Raw genomic sequence first — 18,498 nt, 5'->3', positions numbered from 1 at the left:
TGGGTACTTTACCTTTGTGATTATGCTTACAATAACGCCTTCAATCAAGCAAACATTATCGGACCGGTTAGCGACATACCAGCAGGCTGGCTTGCTTCGGCAGCTCCGAACGGCGGATGATTTTGTTGATTTTTGTTCCAATGATTACCTGGGTTTTGCCCGCTCTGCGTCGCTTCGACAGGCTATTCAGGAGGCCGATGCACACCGCGATATTTCCCGTACAGGTGCTACGGGTTCTCGGTTACTGGCGGGCCAGTCAGCCCTGGCCGACGAAGTGGAACAGGAACTGGCTCAATTTTACCAAACAGAAGCTTCGCTGATCTTTAACTCGGGCTACGACGCGAATATCGGCTTACTGGCCTGCCTGCCGAAAGCGGGAGATACGCTGCTGACGGACGAGCTGATTCACGCCAGTATGATCGACGGAGCGCGGCTCAGCTATGCTACGCGGCATCGGTTTGCGCACAATAATCTAGCCGATTTAACTCTGAAACTTCAGCAGGCAACCCAACGGGGCGGACAACTATTTGTGGCGGTCGAGTCGGTTTATTCGATGGATGGCGACAGGGCTCCTTTGGCCGATATAGCTGACCTTTGCGATCAGTACGGCGCGGCCTTGCTTGTTGATGAAGCCCACGCAACGGGCGTGTATGGGTCCGGAGAAAACGGCCATGGTGGAGAAGGGTTAGTGGTGGCGCTGGGTTTACAGGACCGGGTACTCGCCCGGATACACACGTTTGGAAAAGCGTTAGGCGTTCATGGAGCAGCTGTTGTTGGCCCAGTTCTGCTACGGCAGTATCTTATCAATTTTGCCCGCCCGTTCATTTACACCACCGCACTGCCGCCCCATAGCCTTCTGGCCATTCGCTGTGCGCATGAGCACGTCAGACAGAATCCGGATGCTTCGGCGCAGCTTCACGAACGACTTACCTACTTTCGTCAGCGGGTAGACGAGGTGCTGCCGGGTACGACCTGGACAAACAGCCAGTCGCCTATTCAGTGCCTGCTTGTTCCGGGAAACGAGAAAGCCCGGGCGGTGGCCGCAGAAGCCCAGCGAATTGGGCTGGATGTTCGGGCTATTCTGAGTCCTACGGTGCCAGTGGGGCAGGAGCGGTTGCGCCTGTGCATCCATGCGTTCAATACAACAAATGAAATAGATAGCCTGCTGGCAAGCTTACGAACAGCCCTGGCGAATAACTCAACCAATGACTAATCGCACACTAATTGTTGCCGGAATTGGAACGGAGATCGGTAAAACGGTTGCTTCGGCGGTTCTGGTAGAGGCCTTGCGGGCCGATTACTGGAAACCCATTCAATCGGGTGGGCTGGATGATTCGGATACAGACACCGTGCGTCGATTGATCAGTAATGTAACGTCTCGGTTTCATCCGGAAGCGTACCGGCTTACGGAACCCCTATCGCCCCATGCTGCAGCCGAAATTGATGGCGTTACGATTGACCTGGCTAAATTTGCTCCGCCCGAAACCCAGAATAAACTGATTATCGAACTGGCCGGTGGGCTGATGGTGCCGCTCAATGACCACGATCTGACGATTGATCTGGTCCGGCAACTGGGCTGTCCCGTCGTTCTCGTATCCCGGAATTATCTGGGCAGTATCAACCATACGCTGTTGTCTGTTGATGCCTGCCGGAGCCGGAACATTCCACTACTGGGCATTCTTTTTAATGGACCGACCGTGCCAACGTCAGAAACGTTTATTTTAACCTACACGGGCCTTCCCTGCCTTGGCCGCATTGGTCAGGAGGAACACATGACAAAAGAAGCAATACGAAAATACGCGGGCTCTATAGGGCAGACTCTGAAAAAGCTGGAATAATCTGAGGAGTAAACTTTACCAAGTCTTCACCAGCTCATCGAAGCGTTCCAGCAAAAACCTGGATTTTGGACCAACGTGACCGTTGCCAATGGTCAGATCGCCAATCTGGGTGATAGGTAGCACTTTTTTGGTCGAGCTGGTGGTAAAGGCCTCGTCGGCATCGTAGAGTTCAGATAGTAGGACAGGCCGTTCATCGACCTGAAAATCGCTCTGGGCTAGCTGAATAATTGTTTTTCGGGTAATGCCGCGCAGAATATGCCGATCCGGTGTGATGAGTCGATCCCCTTTTACGATAAAAAAGTTGCTTCTGCTTAATTCGCTGATTTCGCCCCCTTTCTGGTATAGCAAATCGGAGGCACGCGCGGCCCGAATGGCTTCGGCCATGAGGATGACCCGTTTGTAGTCCGTACTTTTTACTTCGGCCATCTCCCGGACATACTCATCCAGAATTACCTTGATGCCCTGCTCGTACTGAATAGTCGGGGTCGGGTGAATCATCTCGGTAAGAATAAGCAGATTTGGCCGTACTACGCTGATGCCATCAGGTGAGTATCCGCCGGTCAGGATAAACCGGAAGGCCAGATCACCGGGTGCGGTCAGTCCGGTTGCCAGGCTGGCTTCGCTGCTCCGCCCCATCAGGTCCATGACGATAGCGTATGTTTCATCTTTGCTTAGCGGTAAGGCCAGATGCATGCGCGAGGCCGAATTCTGAAACCGCTCCCAGTACCAGTCCCACTGAAACGGGCGACCGTTGTAGGTCAGAAAATAGTCAAAAAGCCCGTATCCCCGAAGCAGACTGAGATCCGTGATGCCAACAGCAAGCTGGTCGGTAGGGGCGATGGTACCATTAAAATAACCGTAATGCATGGGAGCGGGGTTGGAGTAACTCAGCGTCAAATATACAGGGAATACGTCAATTGCTTCGATGCCGGGCTGGATTGCCTGTTTCTAACCCAGGTCTTTTACCACCAACTGCACCGTGTAGCGGCTCTTTTGTTCCAGTAACAGTTTTTTGTTAGGCAGTACGCGATCAATGGTTCCCTGATCGTAGTAGCGAATGGTGATCAATTCAAGGCCGTCGTTGTAGCTGACCCGGAAATCCTGTTTCAGCAAATCCAATAAGGCAGGTACCCGATCCGGATTGTTGTCGACAACGACTGAAAAGCTGATTGCCGTGTTTTGCATCAGGTTTATTTTGACACCCGCCTGGGCAAATCGCCCGAAGATCCGGCTCAGGTTATCTTCCGCAATAAATGAGAAGTCATTTGGATGCAGTGAGATGAGTACCTGATTGACCTTGAAGATAAACGACGGAGTGGTCAGGTGACGCTCGTAATGACCAATAACAGTTCCGGAGGCACCAGGCTTCAGAAACGACTTAACATAGAGCGGAATCCCCTTGTTTTGAAGAGGTTTGATCGTTTTTGGGTGAATGACCGTAGCACCGTAATAAGCCAGTTCAATGGCATCCTGGTAGGTTAGTTTGTCCAGTAATACCGTCTCATCAAACCATTTTGGATCGGCGTTTAACACCCCAGGTACATCTTTCCAGATCGTAACACTCTCCGCATTCAGGCAATAAGCGAAGATAGCCGCCGTATAGTCGGACCCTTCGCGGCCAAGCGTGGTTGTCCGGTTATCGTCCGTTTTTCCAATAAAGCCCTGGGTAATGTATATGGTGTTCTTGGCAACGACTTCCTTTATTTGTCGATTTGTTACGTCCCAATCAACGCGACCTTCCCGAAACGTTACGTCGGTTCGTACCAGTTGCCGGGCGTCGAGCCACTGAGCGGGCAGGCCAGCCTGTATCAGATAAGCGGCAACAATCTGGGTAGACAGAAGCTCGCCCAGTGAAACAAGCTGATCGTAAACTTCATCATAAAAACCACTGACGGGCTGGTTAACGTAGTGGTCGAGGTAGGCAAATGTCTGGTTAACCCGGCTGAAGTCACCCGTCAACTCATTCATTATGGTGTAGTGATAGGCCTTCAGGCTCTCAATCTGGCTACGAACACTGTCTGTGTGCTGATCTGTATAAGCGCGGACGATGCTTTCCAGTGCGTTGGTTGTCTTGCCCATCGCCGACACAACAACAACCGTGTTCTGACCTTGTGCTTTGACAATTTCAGCCAGATTACGCACCCCGGCGGCATCTTTCACGGAAGCACCCCCAAATTTGAAGACTTTCATACCAGTAAAAAAACAGACAGGATTAACAGGGTTGACAGAATTTTGTTATCCTGTCAACCCTGTTAATCCTGTCGAAATGAAACTAATTAAACGCTTACCGTTCGGCCGGTAAAAAGGAGTTGGCGCACCGCGTCGGCAATGCCCTGTGGATCAAATCCACATTCGCGGTATAACTCAATTTGTTCACCATGTTCAATAACGGCATCGGGAATGCCCAGGCGCTTAACGCGAGCCATGTACCCGTTGTCGGCCATAAACTCCAGTACAGCGCTACCGAATCCACCCATCACACAGCCGTCTTCGACGGTCAACACCCGGTCGAAACGGCTAAAAATCTGATGGAGTAACTCCTCGTCAAGCGGTTTCACATAGCGCATATCAAAGTGGGCTGGCTTGATTCCTTCCTTCGCCAGCAGGCGCGTGGCTTCGACGGCGTAGTTACCGATATGGCCAATCGTCAGAATAGCTACCTCGTCACCGTCAGAAATCATCCGGCCTTTTCCAACAACCTGTTGTTCGAGTGGGGTGCGCCAGCTAGGCATCACGCCCTCGCCACGGGGGTATCGAATGGTAAATGCCTGTTTGCCTTGCTGAATGGTATCGGATTGTGCCGTAAACATCATGTTACGCAGCTCCTGTTCGTTCATCGGCGCTGCCACAATCATGTTTGGAATACAACGCATGTAAGCCAGATCATAAGCCCCGTGGTGCGTAGGGCCGTCGGCACCGGCAAAACCAGCCCGGTCGAGGCAGAATACGACGGGTAGTTCCTGAATACAAACGTCATGGATGACCTGGTCGTAGGCCCGCTGCATAAACGTCGAGTAAATATTACAGAAAACAACCTCGCCCTGCGTAGCCATACCTGCCGAAAATGTGACGGCATGTTGCTCGGCAATACCTACGTCGAAGGCCCGCTCAGGCATAGCCTTCATCATGATGTTCATGGAAGAGCCGGAAGGCATGGCCGGGGTTACACCAACAATGCGAGGATTAGCTTCGGCCAGCTCAACGAGTGTGTTGCCAAAAACGTCCTGGTATTTAGGTGCCTGGGGCGTATCGTAAATTTTCTTTTGGATAACCCCCGTTACCTTGTCAAATAAACCCGGCGCGTGCCATTTGGTCTGGTCTTTCTCGGCAGGGGCGTAGCCTTTACCTTTTACCGTAAGAACATGAAGCAGTTTCGGACCGGGAATGTGCTTCATGTCGTCCAGAACACTGACCAGATGATCAATGTCGTGGCCATCGATTGGTCCGAAATAACGGAGATTGAGCGATTCGAAAAGATTACTTTGTTCGAGCAGCGAGCTTTTTATACCCGACTGAACCTGCGACACCAGATCCTGGGCTGTTTTGCCCAGCTTGTCCATTTTTCCGAGCAGGTTCCAGACCTCGTCTTTCACCCGGTTATATGTTTGCGACGTAGTAATGTCGGTCAGGTATTCGCGCAGGGCACCAACGTTTGGGTCAATGCTCATGCAATTGTCATTCAGGACAATGAGCAGATTGCTGTCCGTAGCACCGGCGTGGTTCATTCCCTCGAAGGCCTCTCCCGCCGTCAGGGCACCATCGCCAATAACGGCAATGTGGTTACGCTGCGAATTGCCCTGCAACTGCGAAGCTACGGCCATGCCCAGTGCCGCCGAAATAGACGTAGAGGAGTGACCCACACCGAAGGAGTCGTACTCGCTTTCTTTCCGTTTGGGGAAACCGGAAAGGCCTTTATAAAACCGGTTGGTATGAAACTTTTCCCGCCGACCCGTCAGAATTTTATGGCCGTAAGCCTGGTGGCCCACATCCCAAACCAATTGATCGTCGGGGGTATTGAAAACATAATGAAGGGCAACGGTTAATTCTACTACCCCCAGGCTGGCACCAAAATGTCCGCCAAAAACCGATACATCATCAATAATAAACTGGCGTAGTTCATCAGCGACCTGAGGTAAGCGGGATTTATCGAGTTTACGAAGATCTTCGGGGGTATTAATTGTGGCAAGAAGGCTGCCGGGGGTAATCAGCATGGTGGTAGCAGATAAGCGTCTGTCTTACAACAACACACGTACATAAACCTTTGTTCTCCTGGCAGCTTGCCAGCAGATTTGTACAACGAAGCTACTACAAATTTCAATAATTATAAAAAATCTAAGCCTTCAGTTACCCATATACATACGTGGGCACAGAAGGCTTAGATTTTTAAGGGAATAATGAGCATTCTACGCAGCCCTTTGTTAGTATAACTAAATGAGTAAATAGTTATCTACAGGTGCCGGTTTAGCAACTAATTGCGCTGACTTGCCCGAAAGAGCTTTTGCTTTTCCTCCCGGGTGAGGCTTTCGTAACCGGACCGGGAAATTTTGTCCAGAATTGTATCTACTTCATCCTGATCAGGCGTTGAGGCTGATGGAGTAGCTGCCCCCGTCGATGAGACATACGTACTGGCTTGCGTGTTTGCGTTGCTGCGCTGGCGATAAGATACTTTAACCGCTGGCTTGGGTCTCAATAGATTACTCCATCCATCAGCGAGCCAGTAAATGGGTCGACCGAGATCGGTGCCGTTCTGTAACAGTTTAACGTAGGCAAATCCCATCAGAGCACCACCCAGGTGAGCCAGGTTGCCACCCGCATTTGACCCTGCCGATTGGGCGACAGAAAGGATGATAAAAAAGAAAACGATATACTTGATACGTACCGGGCCAAAGAACAGCAAATGAAACGTGTAGTTTGGCAACAGCGTGGCTGCCCCGACAGCTACCGAAAAGGCAGCAGCGGAAGCCCCTAACATGCGAGCGGTATCAGCCTGGCCCTGGAAATAAGGTACCAGGTTGTACATGGCCAGATACAGCAAACCACCCGCTACCCCGCCCATGATATACAGGCCCATCAAACGGCGATTGCCCAGGTATTCGTCAATTAGCCGACCAAACCAGTACAAAAACAGCATGTTGTAGAGAATGTGGAAAATCTCCTCATGCGTGAAAAAGTAAGTGAATAACGTCCAGGGTTTGTGCAGAAAGGAATTTATGTCGCCTGGAATTAGCAGCTGCGACATGATAAAGCCATATCCTGAATTCTGAGCCATTGTCAGGCTGACTTTTGTCACTAACAGAACCAGAAAAATGACGACATTAACCAGTATCAATTGAACCAACGTATTGTTGGGTTTATTGAATTCGCTCCGAAAATCATCGAACAGCCCGCTCATCCCTAATAAAACGTTTTTCGTTGTGAACCCCAGTATTTCACCAATATAAATGCAAACAACATACCACCAATATGGGCGAAATGAGCAACGTTGTCAGACTGTGCCCGATAGACTCCCGAGTAGACTTCGAAGGCTCCGTAAAAGATAACGAGATACTTGGCCTTCACTGGTATAGGTGGAAACAATAAAAACAGTTGAGTGTTCGGAAACAAAAGTCCGAAGCCCATAATCACCCCAAAAATCGCACCGGACGCGCCGACCATTGGCTCGTCAACCTGGTTGGTAAAAATCCGGTTGACGATGGTTACGCTGTCCTGAATATTGTTGCTATCACTCGGATATACCCTGAATTTTTCAATAAAAGGGGCTAGCCCGTCGTAATAAGACCCCGCGTGCTGATCCACAAACGCCATGAAATTTTCGTAGCTTGGGCTGGCCCGATAGCTTTGAACTGTCTCATATACGTCGTGCATCTCAAAATAGTTTATACCGGAAAATAATAATGCCGCACCCAGACCGGTAAAAAAGTAAAAGAACGTAAATCGCTTGGGTCCCCAGTACCGTTCGAGCATTGGCCCAAAAACTACTAAGCCAATCATGTTACTGAAAATGTGGTTAAAACCACCATGCAGAAACATGTGTGTTAATAACTGGATCGGGTTGAATCTATCCGACAGAAACGAGTGTAATCCAAATTGCTGAATGATGGATTCGTTCGTGACTAGAAAAACCAACACATTAATGATTAACAGAACGCGAACTACCGGAGAAAGTGAAAACATCTTACTAGTGACAAGTTATGCTGATTAACTCAATTATCAGCGAAATAAAGCCGCAATTTTATCCAACGACAAGACAACCGTTACGGGTTCGCCGGTGGGTGTATAGCTTGGGTTTGCCGACGCAAATAGTTGATTGACCAGAGCCTTTCGTTCCGTTGCGCTCAGGCGGTTCACATACCGCATAGCCGACCGGCGAGCCAACGAACGCGCCATCGATTCAATCCGGTCTATTTTCAATCGGCCGGTATCTGCCCGTAATTGGGCCAGCAAGTTAGAAAATAACTCTTCTTCATTCTCGCCCATGATCAGCGTCGGCACGCCCCGAATAACGAACGTATTGGCACCCAGTTCGTCGAATTCAAATCCCAGATTCGTCAAATCGTCCCGCAGGTCAAGAGCCAGCTGAAAATCGACGGGCATCAATGTAATCGTTTTTGGAAACAGCAACTGCTGCGACGACCCATTCCGCTTTGTCAGGGCTGTGTAAAATTGATCGTACAGAATACGCTCGTGAGCACGCCGTTGATCAATCAGCAACATACCAGACCGGATTGGAGCCAACAAGTAACGGTTCTGTACCTGAACAATGGTATCATCATCAACTAATATGGGCACGTCTTGTTCGGGTAACTCTAAATCAACGTTTAATTGATTGGCCCGGCTTCCTAACGTAATGGGCTCATTATCGGGCAGTACCTGTTCAGGTGGTGGCGTAGCCTGAGGGGATTTTCCGAGCCAGTCGTCCCCTTCTTCTGGCACGCTCTTTGGCGTTGTCGGGCGATCACTGGGAACGGGGGTAGCAACGCCATCGTACAACGCCTGCCAGTTGTTGACTGAGGGCTTCTTTGGTACATCGAAACCACTGCCCGCAGCCTTATCCAGCGATTCATTCCGCGATGAACTCCGCTCGTTGGTGGGTTGCATGTTGCCTGATGCCCAGGACGGTGTTATAGGTCGGGCATTGGTTGTTGGCTGGGGGACGGGCGCCGTAGCGCTATTCGGTTTCGTATCTAATGTCTCTTGTTTTGCTGGGCTTGGACGAACACCAGCCAGAAAGTTTACGTCGGAGTCGAAGTCGAGCGAAGGGGAGAGGTTATAGAGCCCCACCGCTTTCCGGACAGCAGCCATCATGATGGCATATACGGACCGCTCGTCGTCAAATTTGATTTCCGTCTTGGTTGGATGAATATTGATATCGATGTGCGACGGATCAATATCGATGAACAAAACGTAGAACGGATGGCTACCCTCGGGCAGCGTGCCTTCGTAAGCGCCAACAACCGCATGATGCAGGTAGTTGTGGCGGATAAATCGATTGTTGACAAAAAAGAACTGCTCGTTCCGGGCTTTCTTGGCTGATTCGGGCTTGCCAATGTAGCCATGTACCGTCACGTAGGGCGTTTGTTCTTCACAAAAGTTGAGCTGCTCGCGGTAACTCTTGCCAAACATGTCGACAATCCGGCGGCTTAGTTTACCGGCCGGCAGGTTATAAATTTCCTGATCGTTGTGAAACAGTGAGAAAGCAACCTCCGGGTTGGCCAGCGCTACCCGCTGAAACTCATCGATGATGTGCCGCATTTCTACCGAATTTGACTTCAGGAAGTTGCGCCGGGCGGGTACGTTGAAAAATAGGTTTTTGATGAGCAGGTTCGTACCAGGCAGGCAGGAAATGGACTCTTGAGCTTTGATGTCAGAGCCTTCAATCCGGATCAACGTGCCTAATTCTTCCTCGGCCCTCCTTGTTCGCATCTCAATCTGGGCAACCGCAGCGATGGACGCTAGTGCCTCACCCCGAAAGCCCATCGTACGAATACGGAAAAGGTCGTCGGATGTCCGGATTTTGGACGTTGCATGTCGTTCAAAACTCATTCGGGCGTCGGTTTCCGTCATGCCGAGGCCATCGTCCACAATTTGAATCAAGTTGCGGCCTGCTTCCCGAATAATGACCTGTACGGATTTCGCTTTGGCATCCACCGAGTTTTCGAGCAGCTCTTTGACGACGGAAGCTGGTCGTTGAACAACCTCTCCAGCGGCTATCTGGTTGGCAATCGAATCGGGCAGTAGCTGGATGACGTTTAACATAGTGGGTAAAATCTCCCTGAATAGATAGCGGCCTTATGATACAATATACAAAAATAACCCGGTAAGAACCCTTATAATTCAACGTAATTTGAGGGAAATCCCCTAGATGCGAAATGCCGCCAGCGCGAAACGGATTAGGTCTCGTACTGGCGGCATTAAAGGCCTTTAGCCGAAAATCGTTAGACTTTGATTTCTACATCAACACCACTGGGTAGCTCGAGCTTCATCAGAGCGTCTACCGTTTTAGCACTGCTGCTATAGATGTCTACCAACCGCTTGTACGTGCAAAGCTGGAATTGCTCCCGAGCCTTTTTGTTAACGTGGGGCGACCGCAGTACGGTGTAGATTTCTTTGTTCGTTGGCAGAGGGATAGGACCGCTTACAATAGCACCCGTTGATTTAACCGCTTTCACGATTTTCTCCGCCGACTTGTCAACCAGCATGTGGTCGAACGACTTTAGCTTAATGCGAATTTTTTGACTCATTGTGTTTTGGTTCGTTATGTGAAAAGGGTCGCCGAAAGAACCATTTACTCCAGCGGCACAAAAAAAAGGTAGTCGACCGGTTCTGACCGACTACCCTGTATTGACAAGGACCGACTATTTGCCGCCTTTTTCTTTAGCTACTACAGTCTCTGCCAGGTTGTTTGGAACAACTTCATAGTGAGCGAAGGTCAGGTTGGCCGTGGCACGTCCCGATGACATCGTCCGCAAATCAGTCACATAACCGAACAGTTCAGAAAGAGGAACGTCCGCCTTGATCACTTGAGAACCCGCTTTCGTATCCATACCTTTCATAACACCCCGACGACGGTTCAGGTCACCCGTGATTGGACCCGTATATTCTTCTGGTGTCAATACTTCAACCGCCATGATTGGTTCGAGCAATTTCGGGCCAGCCTGACGAGCGGCTTCACGGAAACCGATTCGGGCTGCCATTTCGAACGACAGAGCATCGGAGTCAACATCGTGGTAGGAACCGTGGAATATCCGGACTTTCATGCTTTCGAGTGGGAAGCCAGCCAAAGGCCCGTTTTTCAACGACTCTTTAAAGCCTTTTTCGATAGCCGGGATAAATTCGCGGGGAATTACACCACCAACAATGCCGTTCACAAACTCTAAGCCGGATGGAATAAGGCCCGTTTCGTCTTCGCCACGGGGTCCAAGTTCAAACACGATATCCGCGAATTTACCGCGACCACCTGTCTGCTTCTTGTATACTTCCCGGTGCTCAACATTTTTGGTAAGCTTTTCTTTGTAAGCTACCTGTGGCGCACCCTGGTTTACTTCAACTTTAAATTCACGACGCATCCGGTCAATGATGATCTCCAGGTGAAGTTCGCCCATACCACGGATAATGGTCTGGCCGGTTTCTTCATTCGATTCAACTTTGAGGGTCGGATCTTCTTCGATCAATTTGCCAATGGCTTTCGAGAAGTTGTCCTGATCGGCCGATTTCTTCGGTTCGATAGCGTAACCGATAACGGGATCGGGGAATACCATCGATTCCAGAATAATCGGGTGTTTTTCGTCCGATAGCGTATCGCCGGTTTTGATGTCTTTGAAACCAACAACAGCACCGATGTCACCTGCTTCCAGACGTTCGATTTGATTCTGCTTGTTGGCGTGCATCTGGAAAATCCGCGAAATCCGCTCTTTGTTACCCGACCGGTTGTTTAGGATGTAAGAACCTGATTCCAGCACACCCGAGTAAGAACGGACAAAGCACAACCGACCTACGTAGGGGTCGGTAGCAATTTTGAACGCCAGACCCGAAAAAGGCTCCGTTGTAGATGGCTTGCGGGAAATTTCGGCTCCCGTGTTAGGATCCGTACCAAAAATGCTGTCTTTGTCCAGAGGTGATGGCAGTAATGACATCACGTAATCGAGCATGGTTTGAACGCCCTTGTTTTTGAACGAAGAACCGCAAAGCATGGGAACGATCTTCATGGCGATGGTTGCTTTACGCAGGGCCGCCAGAATTTCGTCTTCCGAGATCGATTCAGGATCTTCGAAATATTTCTCCATCAGCGAATCGTCGAATTCGGCAACAGCTTCAAGAAGTTTTTCACGCCATTCCGTGGCTTCGTCCAGCATATCGGCAGGAATGGGGACAACCTCAAAGGTCATACCCTTGTCCGAATCATTCCAGACAATACCCCGGAAGTTTACGAGATCGACAACGCCTTTGAAGGAGTCTTCCTCGCCGATTGGCAACTGAAGCGGAACCGCGTAGCTACCCAGCATTTCCTTAACCTGCTTGCACACGTTCAGGAAGTCGGCACCGGAGCGGTCCATTTTGTTAACGAAGCCCAAACGAGCTACGTTGTAGTTGTTCGCCAGACGCCAGTTCGTTTCTGACTGGGGCTCAACGCCGTCAACGGCACTGAACAGGAACACCAGACCATCCAATACACGCAGCGAACGGTTCACTTCAACTGTGAAGTCAACGTGGCCAGGTGTATCAATGATGTTGATGTGGTACTTATTCTCGCGGTAGGTCCAGTCAACAGTTGTAGCCGCTGAGGTAATGGTAATACCCCGCTCCTGCTCCTGCTCCATCCAGTCCATCGTTGCGGCACCATCGTGTACCTCACCAATTTTGTGGCTTACCCCTGCGTAATAGAGAATTCGTTCGGTTGTGGTCGTCTTACCCGCATCAATGTGGGCAGCGATACCGATGTTTCTCGTGAAATTTAAATCGCGAGCCATTAGCTTGTTATACTGATTGTTATGTTTTTCTAAAATCGAAGGAAGAAGCTGCTACAGTTTGTAAAAGGCTCCTTTGCGAATCAGGACGCAAAATTACTGAAAGTCAACGACAAATCAAATGGAAAGGCAAAGAATATAGTGGAAACCGATGTTTGCCGCAGACCTGCGCGATGCCGTAGCCATTGATTGTGTTTGGCACGAAAAATGGCCGGATTCCTCGGTTGAGAGATCCGGCCATGTCTGGTACGGGTCGTTATTTGTCCGTTTATTCTACAGGTGCTTCAACAATGGCGACAATTTTCCAGAGCGCTCGTATATCCTGCAAGGGAACGGTTACGTTACCACCGTTCGGATTGTCGGAGTGGAGCGTCAGGTATTTGCGGGTCAGGAGTTCGTTATCCCGGATGCGTTTGACAACAAAGTAATCCCGATACATAACGGCATACACACCACCCGACTGGTATTCCCAGTTGTTTTCGCTAACGGGGATGGCCAGTACTTTAGCGCCGTGTGTTAGCTGGGGGCTCATGCTGCTCCCCGAAATTTCCAGAACAACCCCGTTCTTGTGTCCCTTCATAATGGGCTTACGAACACGGAACGATTCCACTTCATTCGTGCTGATACCATCACTAAAGCTTTCCACAAAACTGGCGTAGAATTTCACCGGCACGAAGGGAACCTCAACTGTATCATCCTCTGAGGTCATAATGCGGGCGTTTGCCTGCGGAGCATTCAACACGGGTGTAATCCCCCGGATCAGATAATCGGCACTTATTTGTGGATAACAGGCCAGTAAACTCATAATCGTATCGTATGAAGGCTTGGCCCGCCCATTCAAAATATTGTAAAATTTTGATGGGTTTTCGCCTAACTCTTTGGCAATCTGGTATATAGTTATGCCAAGAGCATCGAAAACATGCTTTAGTCGATCCTGGATAGTCACGGAGATAATAGTTTCTTTTAGACAATTTTTAACCATTGTCGCCCGAATAAGTAGTCTATATAATACAAGTAAAATATATTGCGCTTGTATTACAGCAAACATAGTCAAAATATAGACGAGTTCATGTGCCGTAAGATACTTTCTTACCCAAAAAACGAATGAATCATAACCGACTGTCTACGCACACGCTGCCAACAATTCTGTTTGTGGACATGAACAGCTTCTTTGCCTCCTGCGAACAGCAGGACAATTACTGGCTGCGCGGCCGGCCGGTTGGGGTATGTGTGTATACCGGGCGGAAAGGCTGCATTATTGCCCCCTCGATAGAAGCAAAGGCACGGGGTATAAAAACGGGGATGCGGCTGGATGAAGCAATGGTCCTGTGCCCGGAACTTGTGCCGATAGAAACACACCCGGCGCGGTATCGGGAGTACCATGTCAGGATTGTTGAGGTGCTGCGTACGTTCTCAGACGATGTGGTACCCAAAAGTATTGACGAGGCTGTTGTCGATTTAACAAATTACCAATTGGTCTATAAAGACATGCAACAGACGGCCCTGGCTATCAAACACGCCATCAGGCAAAAGGTGGGCGATTGGCTGCGATGTTCAATTGGAATTGCTCCGAATGTCTTCCTGGCCAAACTGGCTTCAGATATCCAGAAACCCGATGGCCTGACGGTTATTACGCCAGATACAATTGATCAGGTGTTGCAAACGCTGAGCCTAACCGACTTGCCCGGTATTGGCGACCGCATGGCAGACCGACTGCAGGCAGGTGGGGTACATACACCACTCGAACTTAGGTATGCTTCGCCGGAGCACCTCCGGGCCGTTTGTAAAAGTATTATCGGCTGGCACTGGCACTTGCGGCTCAACTTTGGTGGCGAGGTAGATCTGGACACGAGCGCTGATAACAAAAGCATGTCGGCCATGCGCACCGTATCAACGGACCAGCGTAACACCCCCGAACGTCTGGAAGAATTGGTGCAGTCGCTCTGTCTGACCCTCGAACGTAGAATGGTGAGCAAGGGCGTTTTCTGTCAGGACATGTCGTTTTCCTGCCGTTACCAGAATGGAAAAACCTACAATTACGAGGTGCGTTTTTCGGAGCCGAAGCAGGACGGTCCCGAATTGTTTGCTATTATACAGGCGCGTTTGCTAATGTTTCAGAACGTGAACCAGTGCGAACCAGTCTTGAACGAACACCTGCGTAGTGTGTCTGTATCGGTATTTCGGTTTATACCGGCAGAAGCCGTGCCGCTGAGCCTGTTTGGGAACGATACGCGTAAGGACAAATTTCGCCAGACGCTCTACGATCTGAAGGCAAAATTTGGTCCGGACAAACTACTCCGGGCTACCGAACTGCGCGATGATCCCGCTTATCGGGATGTGATTGGCTTCGGAAATATCAAGGACTTGTAAAAGGACTAAGCAGTCTCCGGCTGTTGGTAGCATTAGTTGTCAATCAAACAGCAGAGACTGCTTAAGCCAGCCGAAGCGACTGAACGGTCTATTTAGAGATGATTTTATCAGCAAGTGCGTCATGCCGAACCGCTCGGGCGGCCCCGTTGTTTCGGCATGACGCACCGGGAAACCACTTTACACACGTTTAGACAGCTTCAGCGTAGTACACCCATTTTTCCCGCCTGAAAATCACTAAAGGCTTCCAGAATTTCTTCCCGGGTGTTCATAACGAATGGGCCATACACCGCTAATGGCTCCTGAATGGGTTCCCCAGCTAATATAAGTATCTTCATTCCCGAAGTCGTAGTCAGATCAATAGTATCACCATCAATCTTCGTGAGGGCGATCTGGCCGCGCTCAATTGGCTTACCATTTATTGTTCCCTGTCCACGAAGCACATACACCATAAGGCTATGGCTGGCAGGAACAGTAATCGTTTCGGCCTGGCCGTTGGCCAGTGTCAGGTCAGCAACGGTAATCGGGCTAAACGTGTTGGCCGGGCCTTGTAAGCCCGCCAGTTCACCGGCGATAACCCGTAACTGGCCGCCATTGGGCAATGTATCCGTTGGGATACGCGACGAAGCGATGTCCTGGTAACGTGGTGGGTTCATCTTGTCTCTGGCCCGCAGGTTAACCCATAATTGAACAAAATCGAGATTTCCACCTTGCCGAGAAAACGCCTGTTCGTGTTTTTCTTCGTGAATAATACCCGAAGCAGCAGTCATCCATTGTACATCGCCGGCAAAAAGCTTACCGTGATTTCCGGCCGAATCGCGGTGCTCCAGCGCACCGTCGTACACAATCGTCACCGTTTCGAAACCCCGGTGCGGGTGCTCATCAACCCCTTTTTGCTGGTCGGAAGGCTGTACCTGCATGGGGCCATGGTGGTCTAACAACAGAAACGGATTGAACGGCCGTGACCCCTGCGGATGAAAGGCATTCAGGCCCACAAACCCATCGCCAACGCTGTTGGGGGTGGCGGTCCGGATATCGGAAATTGTGCGTTGCATTTTCATAATACGTGTAGATACATGTATTATGAAAACTAACTTAGTAACCGACTAGTTCATTTTTTAATGTGTTGCCTTATACACCTCAATTACCCAACCAGAATCTGCTCGTTCGGGCAGAAGAAGGTTGTTCGGCCACCCACCACCGAACGTTCGATGCGGGTTTGGCAGCGAGGGCAGAATTTATGCGCTTCCACATCGTCGTAAGGAGAACTGTCCCACTCCCGAACGTGAATCAGAAACCCACTCGGGAAATCCCGATAGGTGGCCTCGTAGCGGATGGCTGTCGTAAGAACAAGCTGAATGGCATCGTGAAGCGCGCTCATTTGCGCATCCGTGAGGGTGTCGGCGCGTTGCTCGGGGTGGATAAACGCCTGAAAAAGCACTTCATCGACGATCCAGTTGCCCAGCCCGGCGACTACACTCTGATCCAGCAGGACAGGTTTGATCAGCGCTTTCTTGCGCCGTACCCGATTGGTCAAGGCTTCCAGAGAAATGTCGAGACCATCGTCTCCAATCTTTTTCCGCACCAGAAACGAAGGTATATCATTGATCAGGCCGACCCGCTCGAATTTTCGGGGGCACAGAAAGCCCAGATTGAAGCCGCTGGTAAACTCGAAAACGATGCGGGCAAAACGGGGCCGGTCGAGCGAAGCGTGGTAATAGGCCAGATCGCCTGTCATGCCAAAATGCATGTGAACAATTGTATCGGGCGCATCGGTCAGAACAAACAGGTTTTTGCCCACGCGTTGCGTACCCGTAAATTGCCTGCCGATCAGTGCGTTTTGTAGGGTCGATAGATCAGTTGTCAACAGCTTTTTGTCTTCAACGTCAATGTGGCTGATGGGCTGATAAAGCGATGAAGTTTCGAGGTACTGGCGTCTGATTTCAACTTCTGGTAGTTCTGGCATGGTCAATACGTTTGAGGGGCAACCATCCGTTTACTGGCGTTGTTTCCGGCTACCGTCTGGTCAACAGGGCTGTAACCTGTAGGGTTATTAAAAAAAAGTGTTTATTTTGCGGTGTACTTAGCTGGTAGTCAGAAGTACTTTTTGGGATAATCCGGAGTCAGATTAAAAACTTTTTTAGATGGCTGTACGTTGTAGGAAGGCAATAGGTTAGCGTATACAACGTTCCAATACAAACCTGTGTAGAGGCAACCCCGGCTTTCGGTGCCGATTTTTATTTTCTCATTCACTAAAAAACCTCAGATGTAACAACCTCTACACAACCGCGAAAGCGGCTTTTTTTACAAGTCTGTGCATGTTCAATTGTTAAACTGAAAATTTTCAATGGAAAATAATCCGCAAAAGTCTAAAACAAACGGTGCCCTTCTGGCTGCCCTCATCATTATGACGGGTTTGGCTGGTGTATCGAGTTATCTGTACTTCGATCAGAAAAAAGTCTCTGAAAATCAGGAGGTGACCATTTCCGAGCGTGTAGAAGAACTGTCGACAACCCGCGTTAAGCTGGATTCGATCTCGACAGCCCTGGATGCTAAGATTGCCGAAGTACAAAAACTGGGTGGTGACGTTTCGGAGCTGGAGAAAATGAAAGTGCAGCTGGAGCAGGATAAGGCTTCGTTACGCAAAGGAAACCGGATATCCATCGCTAAATACGATGCTAAAATAAAACAGTACGAAGCGTTTCTGGTCGAAAAGGATACGCTCATTGCCAGTTTGCAGCGTGAAAACGTGACCCTGGCATCGAACGTTAAGGTGCTGGATGAAGAAAATACGGGCCTGAAAACACAACGCCAGCGTCTGGCCGACTCGGTTACGACGGTTGTTTCACAAAATCAGGAACTTGCCACCAAAGTGACCCGGGCTGCCGCTCTGAAAGCGCAAAACGTGAAAGTATTTGCGGTTAATGCCAAGGGCAAGGTTAAAGAAGATGACTCCTACAAAGCCAAACGTTTAGACAAAATAAAACTGGTTTACACGCTGCTCGATAATCCGCTGACAAAAGAAGAACCTAAGGATGTGTTCGTTCGGGTACTTGATCCATCGGGCGCTGTTGTATCGGATATGGCTAATGGATCGGGTACGTTTTCGGTAGATGGCAACGAAACCATCTATACGACCAAACAGACTGTAAATTACACCAGCAACGGCCAAAACGTCGAACTTCTTTACACACGTGGTATTCCTTACAAACCCGGCAAATACACAGTAGAGCTTTATTCGGAGGGTTTCCGGATTGGTTCGGGTGAATTTGCGGTCCGCTAATATTTCAAAGTACTACGTAAAAAAAGCGCGCTACCCAACGGTGGCG

Annotated in this window: 15 protein-coding genes; 4 read left to right on the top strand and 11 right to left on the bottom strand. The window is 49.8% G+C overall.

Annotated features, from left to right (window positions below):
• Positions 1-22: 22 nt before the first annotated feature.
• Positions 23-1,213: an aminotransferase class I/II-fold pyridoxal phosphate-dependent enzyme gene (locus ACYU87_RS15230; RefSeq protein ID WP_461134918.1), complete on the top strand. Its 1,191-nt coding sequence runs from the start codon at positions 23-25 to the stop codon at positions 1,211-1,213.
• Entirely contained in the window at positions 1,206-1,838 is a 633-nt protein-coding gene (gene bioD / locus ACYU87_RS15225) for a dethiobiotin synthase (protein ID WP_461134917.1), read from the top strand. Before ACYU87_RS15230 ends, bioD begins: the two co-directional genes overlap by 8 nt.
• A gap of 15 nt (positions 1,839-1,853) precedes the next feature.
• Here the strand turns inward: bioD and ACYU87_RS15220 are convergent, their stop codons facing one another.
• The 9 genes from ACYU87_RS15220 to ACYU87_RS15180 all read right to left on the bottom strand — a co-directional run bounded on the left by ACYU87_RS15220 (position 1,854) and on the right by ACYU87_RS15180 (position 13,784).
• On the bottom strand, positions 1,854-2,705 hold the full coding sequence (locus ACYU87_RS15220) for an aminotransferase class IV (RefSeq protein WP_461134916.1): 852 nt from the start codon (positions 2,703-2,705) through the stop codon (positions 1,854-1,856).
• Between the two features lie 81 nt (positions 2,706-2,786).
• Positions 2,787-4,028 (bottom strand): aspartate kinase, encoded by a 1,242-nt coding sequence (locus ACYU87_RS15215; protein ID WP_461134915.1) that lies wholly within the window; start codon positions 4,026-4,028, stop codon positions 2,787-2,789.
• Between the two features lie 86 nt (positions 4,029-4,114).
• A complete protein-coding gene (gene dxs, locus ACYU87_RS15210) occupies positions 4,115-6,049 on the bottom strand; it encodes a 1-deoxy-D-xylulose-5-phosphate synthase (protein WP_461134914.1) in 1,935 nt (644 codons plus the stop codon).
• A 257-nt stretch (positions 6,050-6,306) separates the two neighbouring features.
• Positions 6,307-7,230: a rhomboid family intramembrane serine protease gene (locus ACYU87_RS15205; RefSeq protein ID WP_461134913.1), complete on the bottom strand. Its 924-nt coding sequence runs from the start codon at positions 7,228-7,230 to the stop codon at positions 6,307-6,309.
• 2 nt (positions 7,231-7,232) lie between these two features.
• A complete protein-coding gene (locus ACYU87_RS15200; protein ID WP_461134912.1) occupies positions 7,233-8,012 on the bottom strand; it encodes a rhomboid family intramembrane serine protease in 780 nt (259 codons plus the stop codon).
• A gap of 36 nt (positions 8,013-8,048) precedes the next feature.
• Complete coding sequence (mutL, locus tag ACYU87_RS15195; RefSeq protein WP_461134911.1) at positions 8,049-10,094, bottom strand: DNA mismatch repair endonuclease MutL; 2,046 nt, start codon at positions 10,092-10,094, stop codon at positions 8,049-8,051.
• Positions 10,095-10,273: 179 nt separating this feature from the next.
• Entirely contained in the window at positions 10,274-10,579 is a 306-nt protein-coding gene (gene rpsJ, locus ACYU87_RS15190; protein WP_012930032.1) for a 30S ribosomal protein S10, read from the bottom strand.
• A 114-nt stretch (positions 10,580-10,693) separates the two neighbouring features.
• On the bottom strand, positions 10,694-12,805 hold the full coding sequence (gene fusA / locus ACYU87_RS15185) for an elongation factor G (protein WP_461134910.1): 2,112 nt from the start codon (positions 12,803-12,805) through the stop codon (positions 10,694-10,696).
• A 265-nt stretch (positions 12,806-13,070) separates the two neighbouring features.
• Positions 13,071-13,784 (bottom strand): LexA family transcriptional regulator, encoded by a 714-nt coding sequence (locus ACYU87_RS15180; RefSeq protein WP_461134909.1) that lies wholly within the window; start codon positions 13,782-13,784, stop codon positions 13,071-13,073.
• Positions 13,785-13,906: 122 nt separating this feature from the next.
• On the opposite strand from ACYU87_RS15180, the gene ACYU87_RS15175 reads away from it, so the two are divergent.
• Entirely contained in the window at positions 13,907-15,172 is a 1,266-nt protein-coding gene (locus ACYU87_RS15175; RefSeq protein ID WP_461134908.1) for a DNA polymerase Y family protein, read from the top strand.
• Positions 15,173-15,369: 197 nt separating this feature from the next.
• Here the strand turns inward: ACYU87_RS15175 and ACYU87_RS15170 are convergent, their stop codons facing one another.
• Both ACYU87_RS15170 and ACYU87_RS15165 read right to left on the bottom strand, forming a co-directional pair.
• A complete protein-coding gene (locus ACYU87_RS15170) occupies positions 15,370-16,224 on the bottom strand; it encodes a pirin family protein (protein ID WP_461134907.1) in 855 nt (284 codons plus the stop codon).
• A gap of 89 nt (positions 16,225-16,313) precedes the next feature.
• Entirely contained in the window at positions 16,314-17,135 is an 822-nt protein-coding gene (locus ACYU87_RS15165; RefSeq protein ID WP_461134906.1) for an Fpg/Nei family DNA glycosylase, read from the bottom strand.
• A gap of 381 nt (positions 17,136-17,516) precedes the next feature.
• Between ACYU87_RS15165 and ACYU87_RS15160 the strand changes: the two genes are divergently transcribed.
• Positions 17,517-18,452 (top strand): hypothetical protein, encoded by a 936-nt coding sequence (locus ACYU87_RS15160; protein WP_461134905.1) that lies wholly within the window; start codon positions 17,517-17,519, stop codon positions 18,450-18,452.
• The last annotated feature ends 46 nt before the right edge of the window (positions 18,453-18,498 follow it).

It is taken from the genome of Spirosoma lituiforme (genome assembly GCF_054776635.1).
Note: the sequence above shows the minus strand (reverse complement) of the source record. Positions and strands in the feature narration are given on the sequence as shown.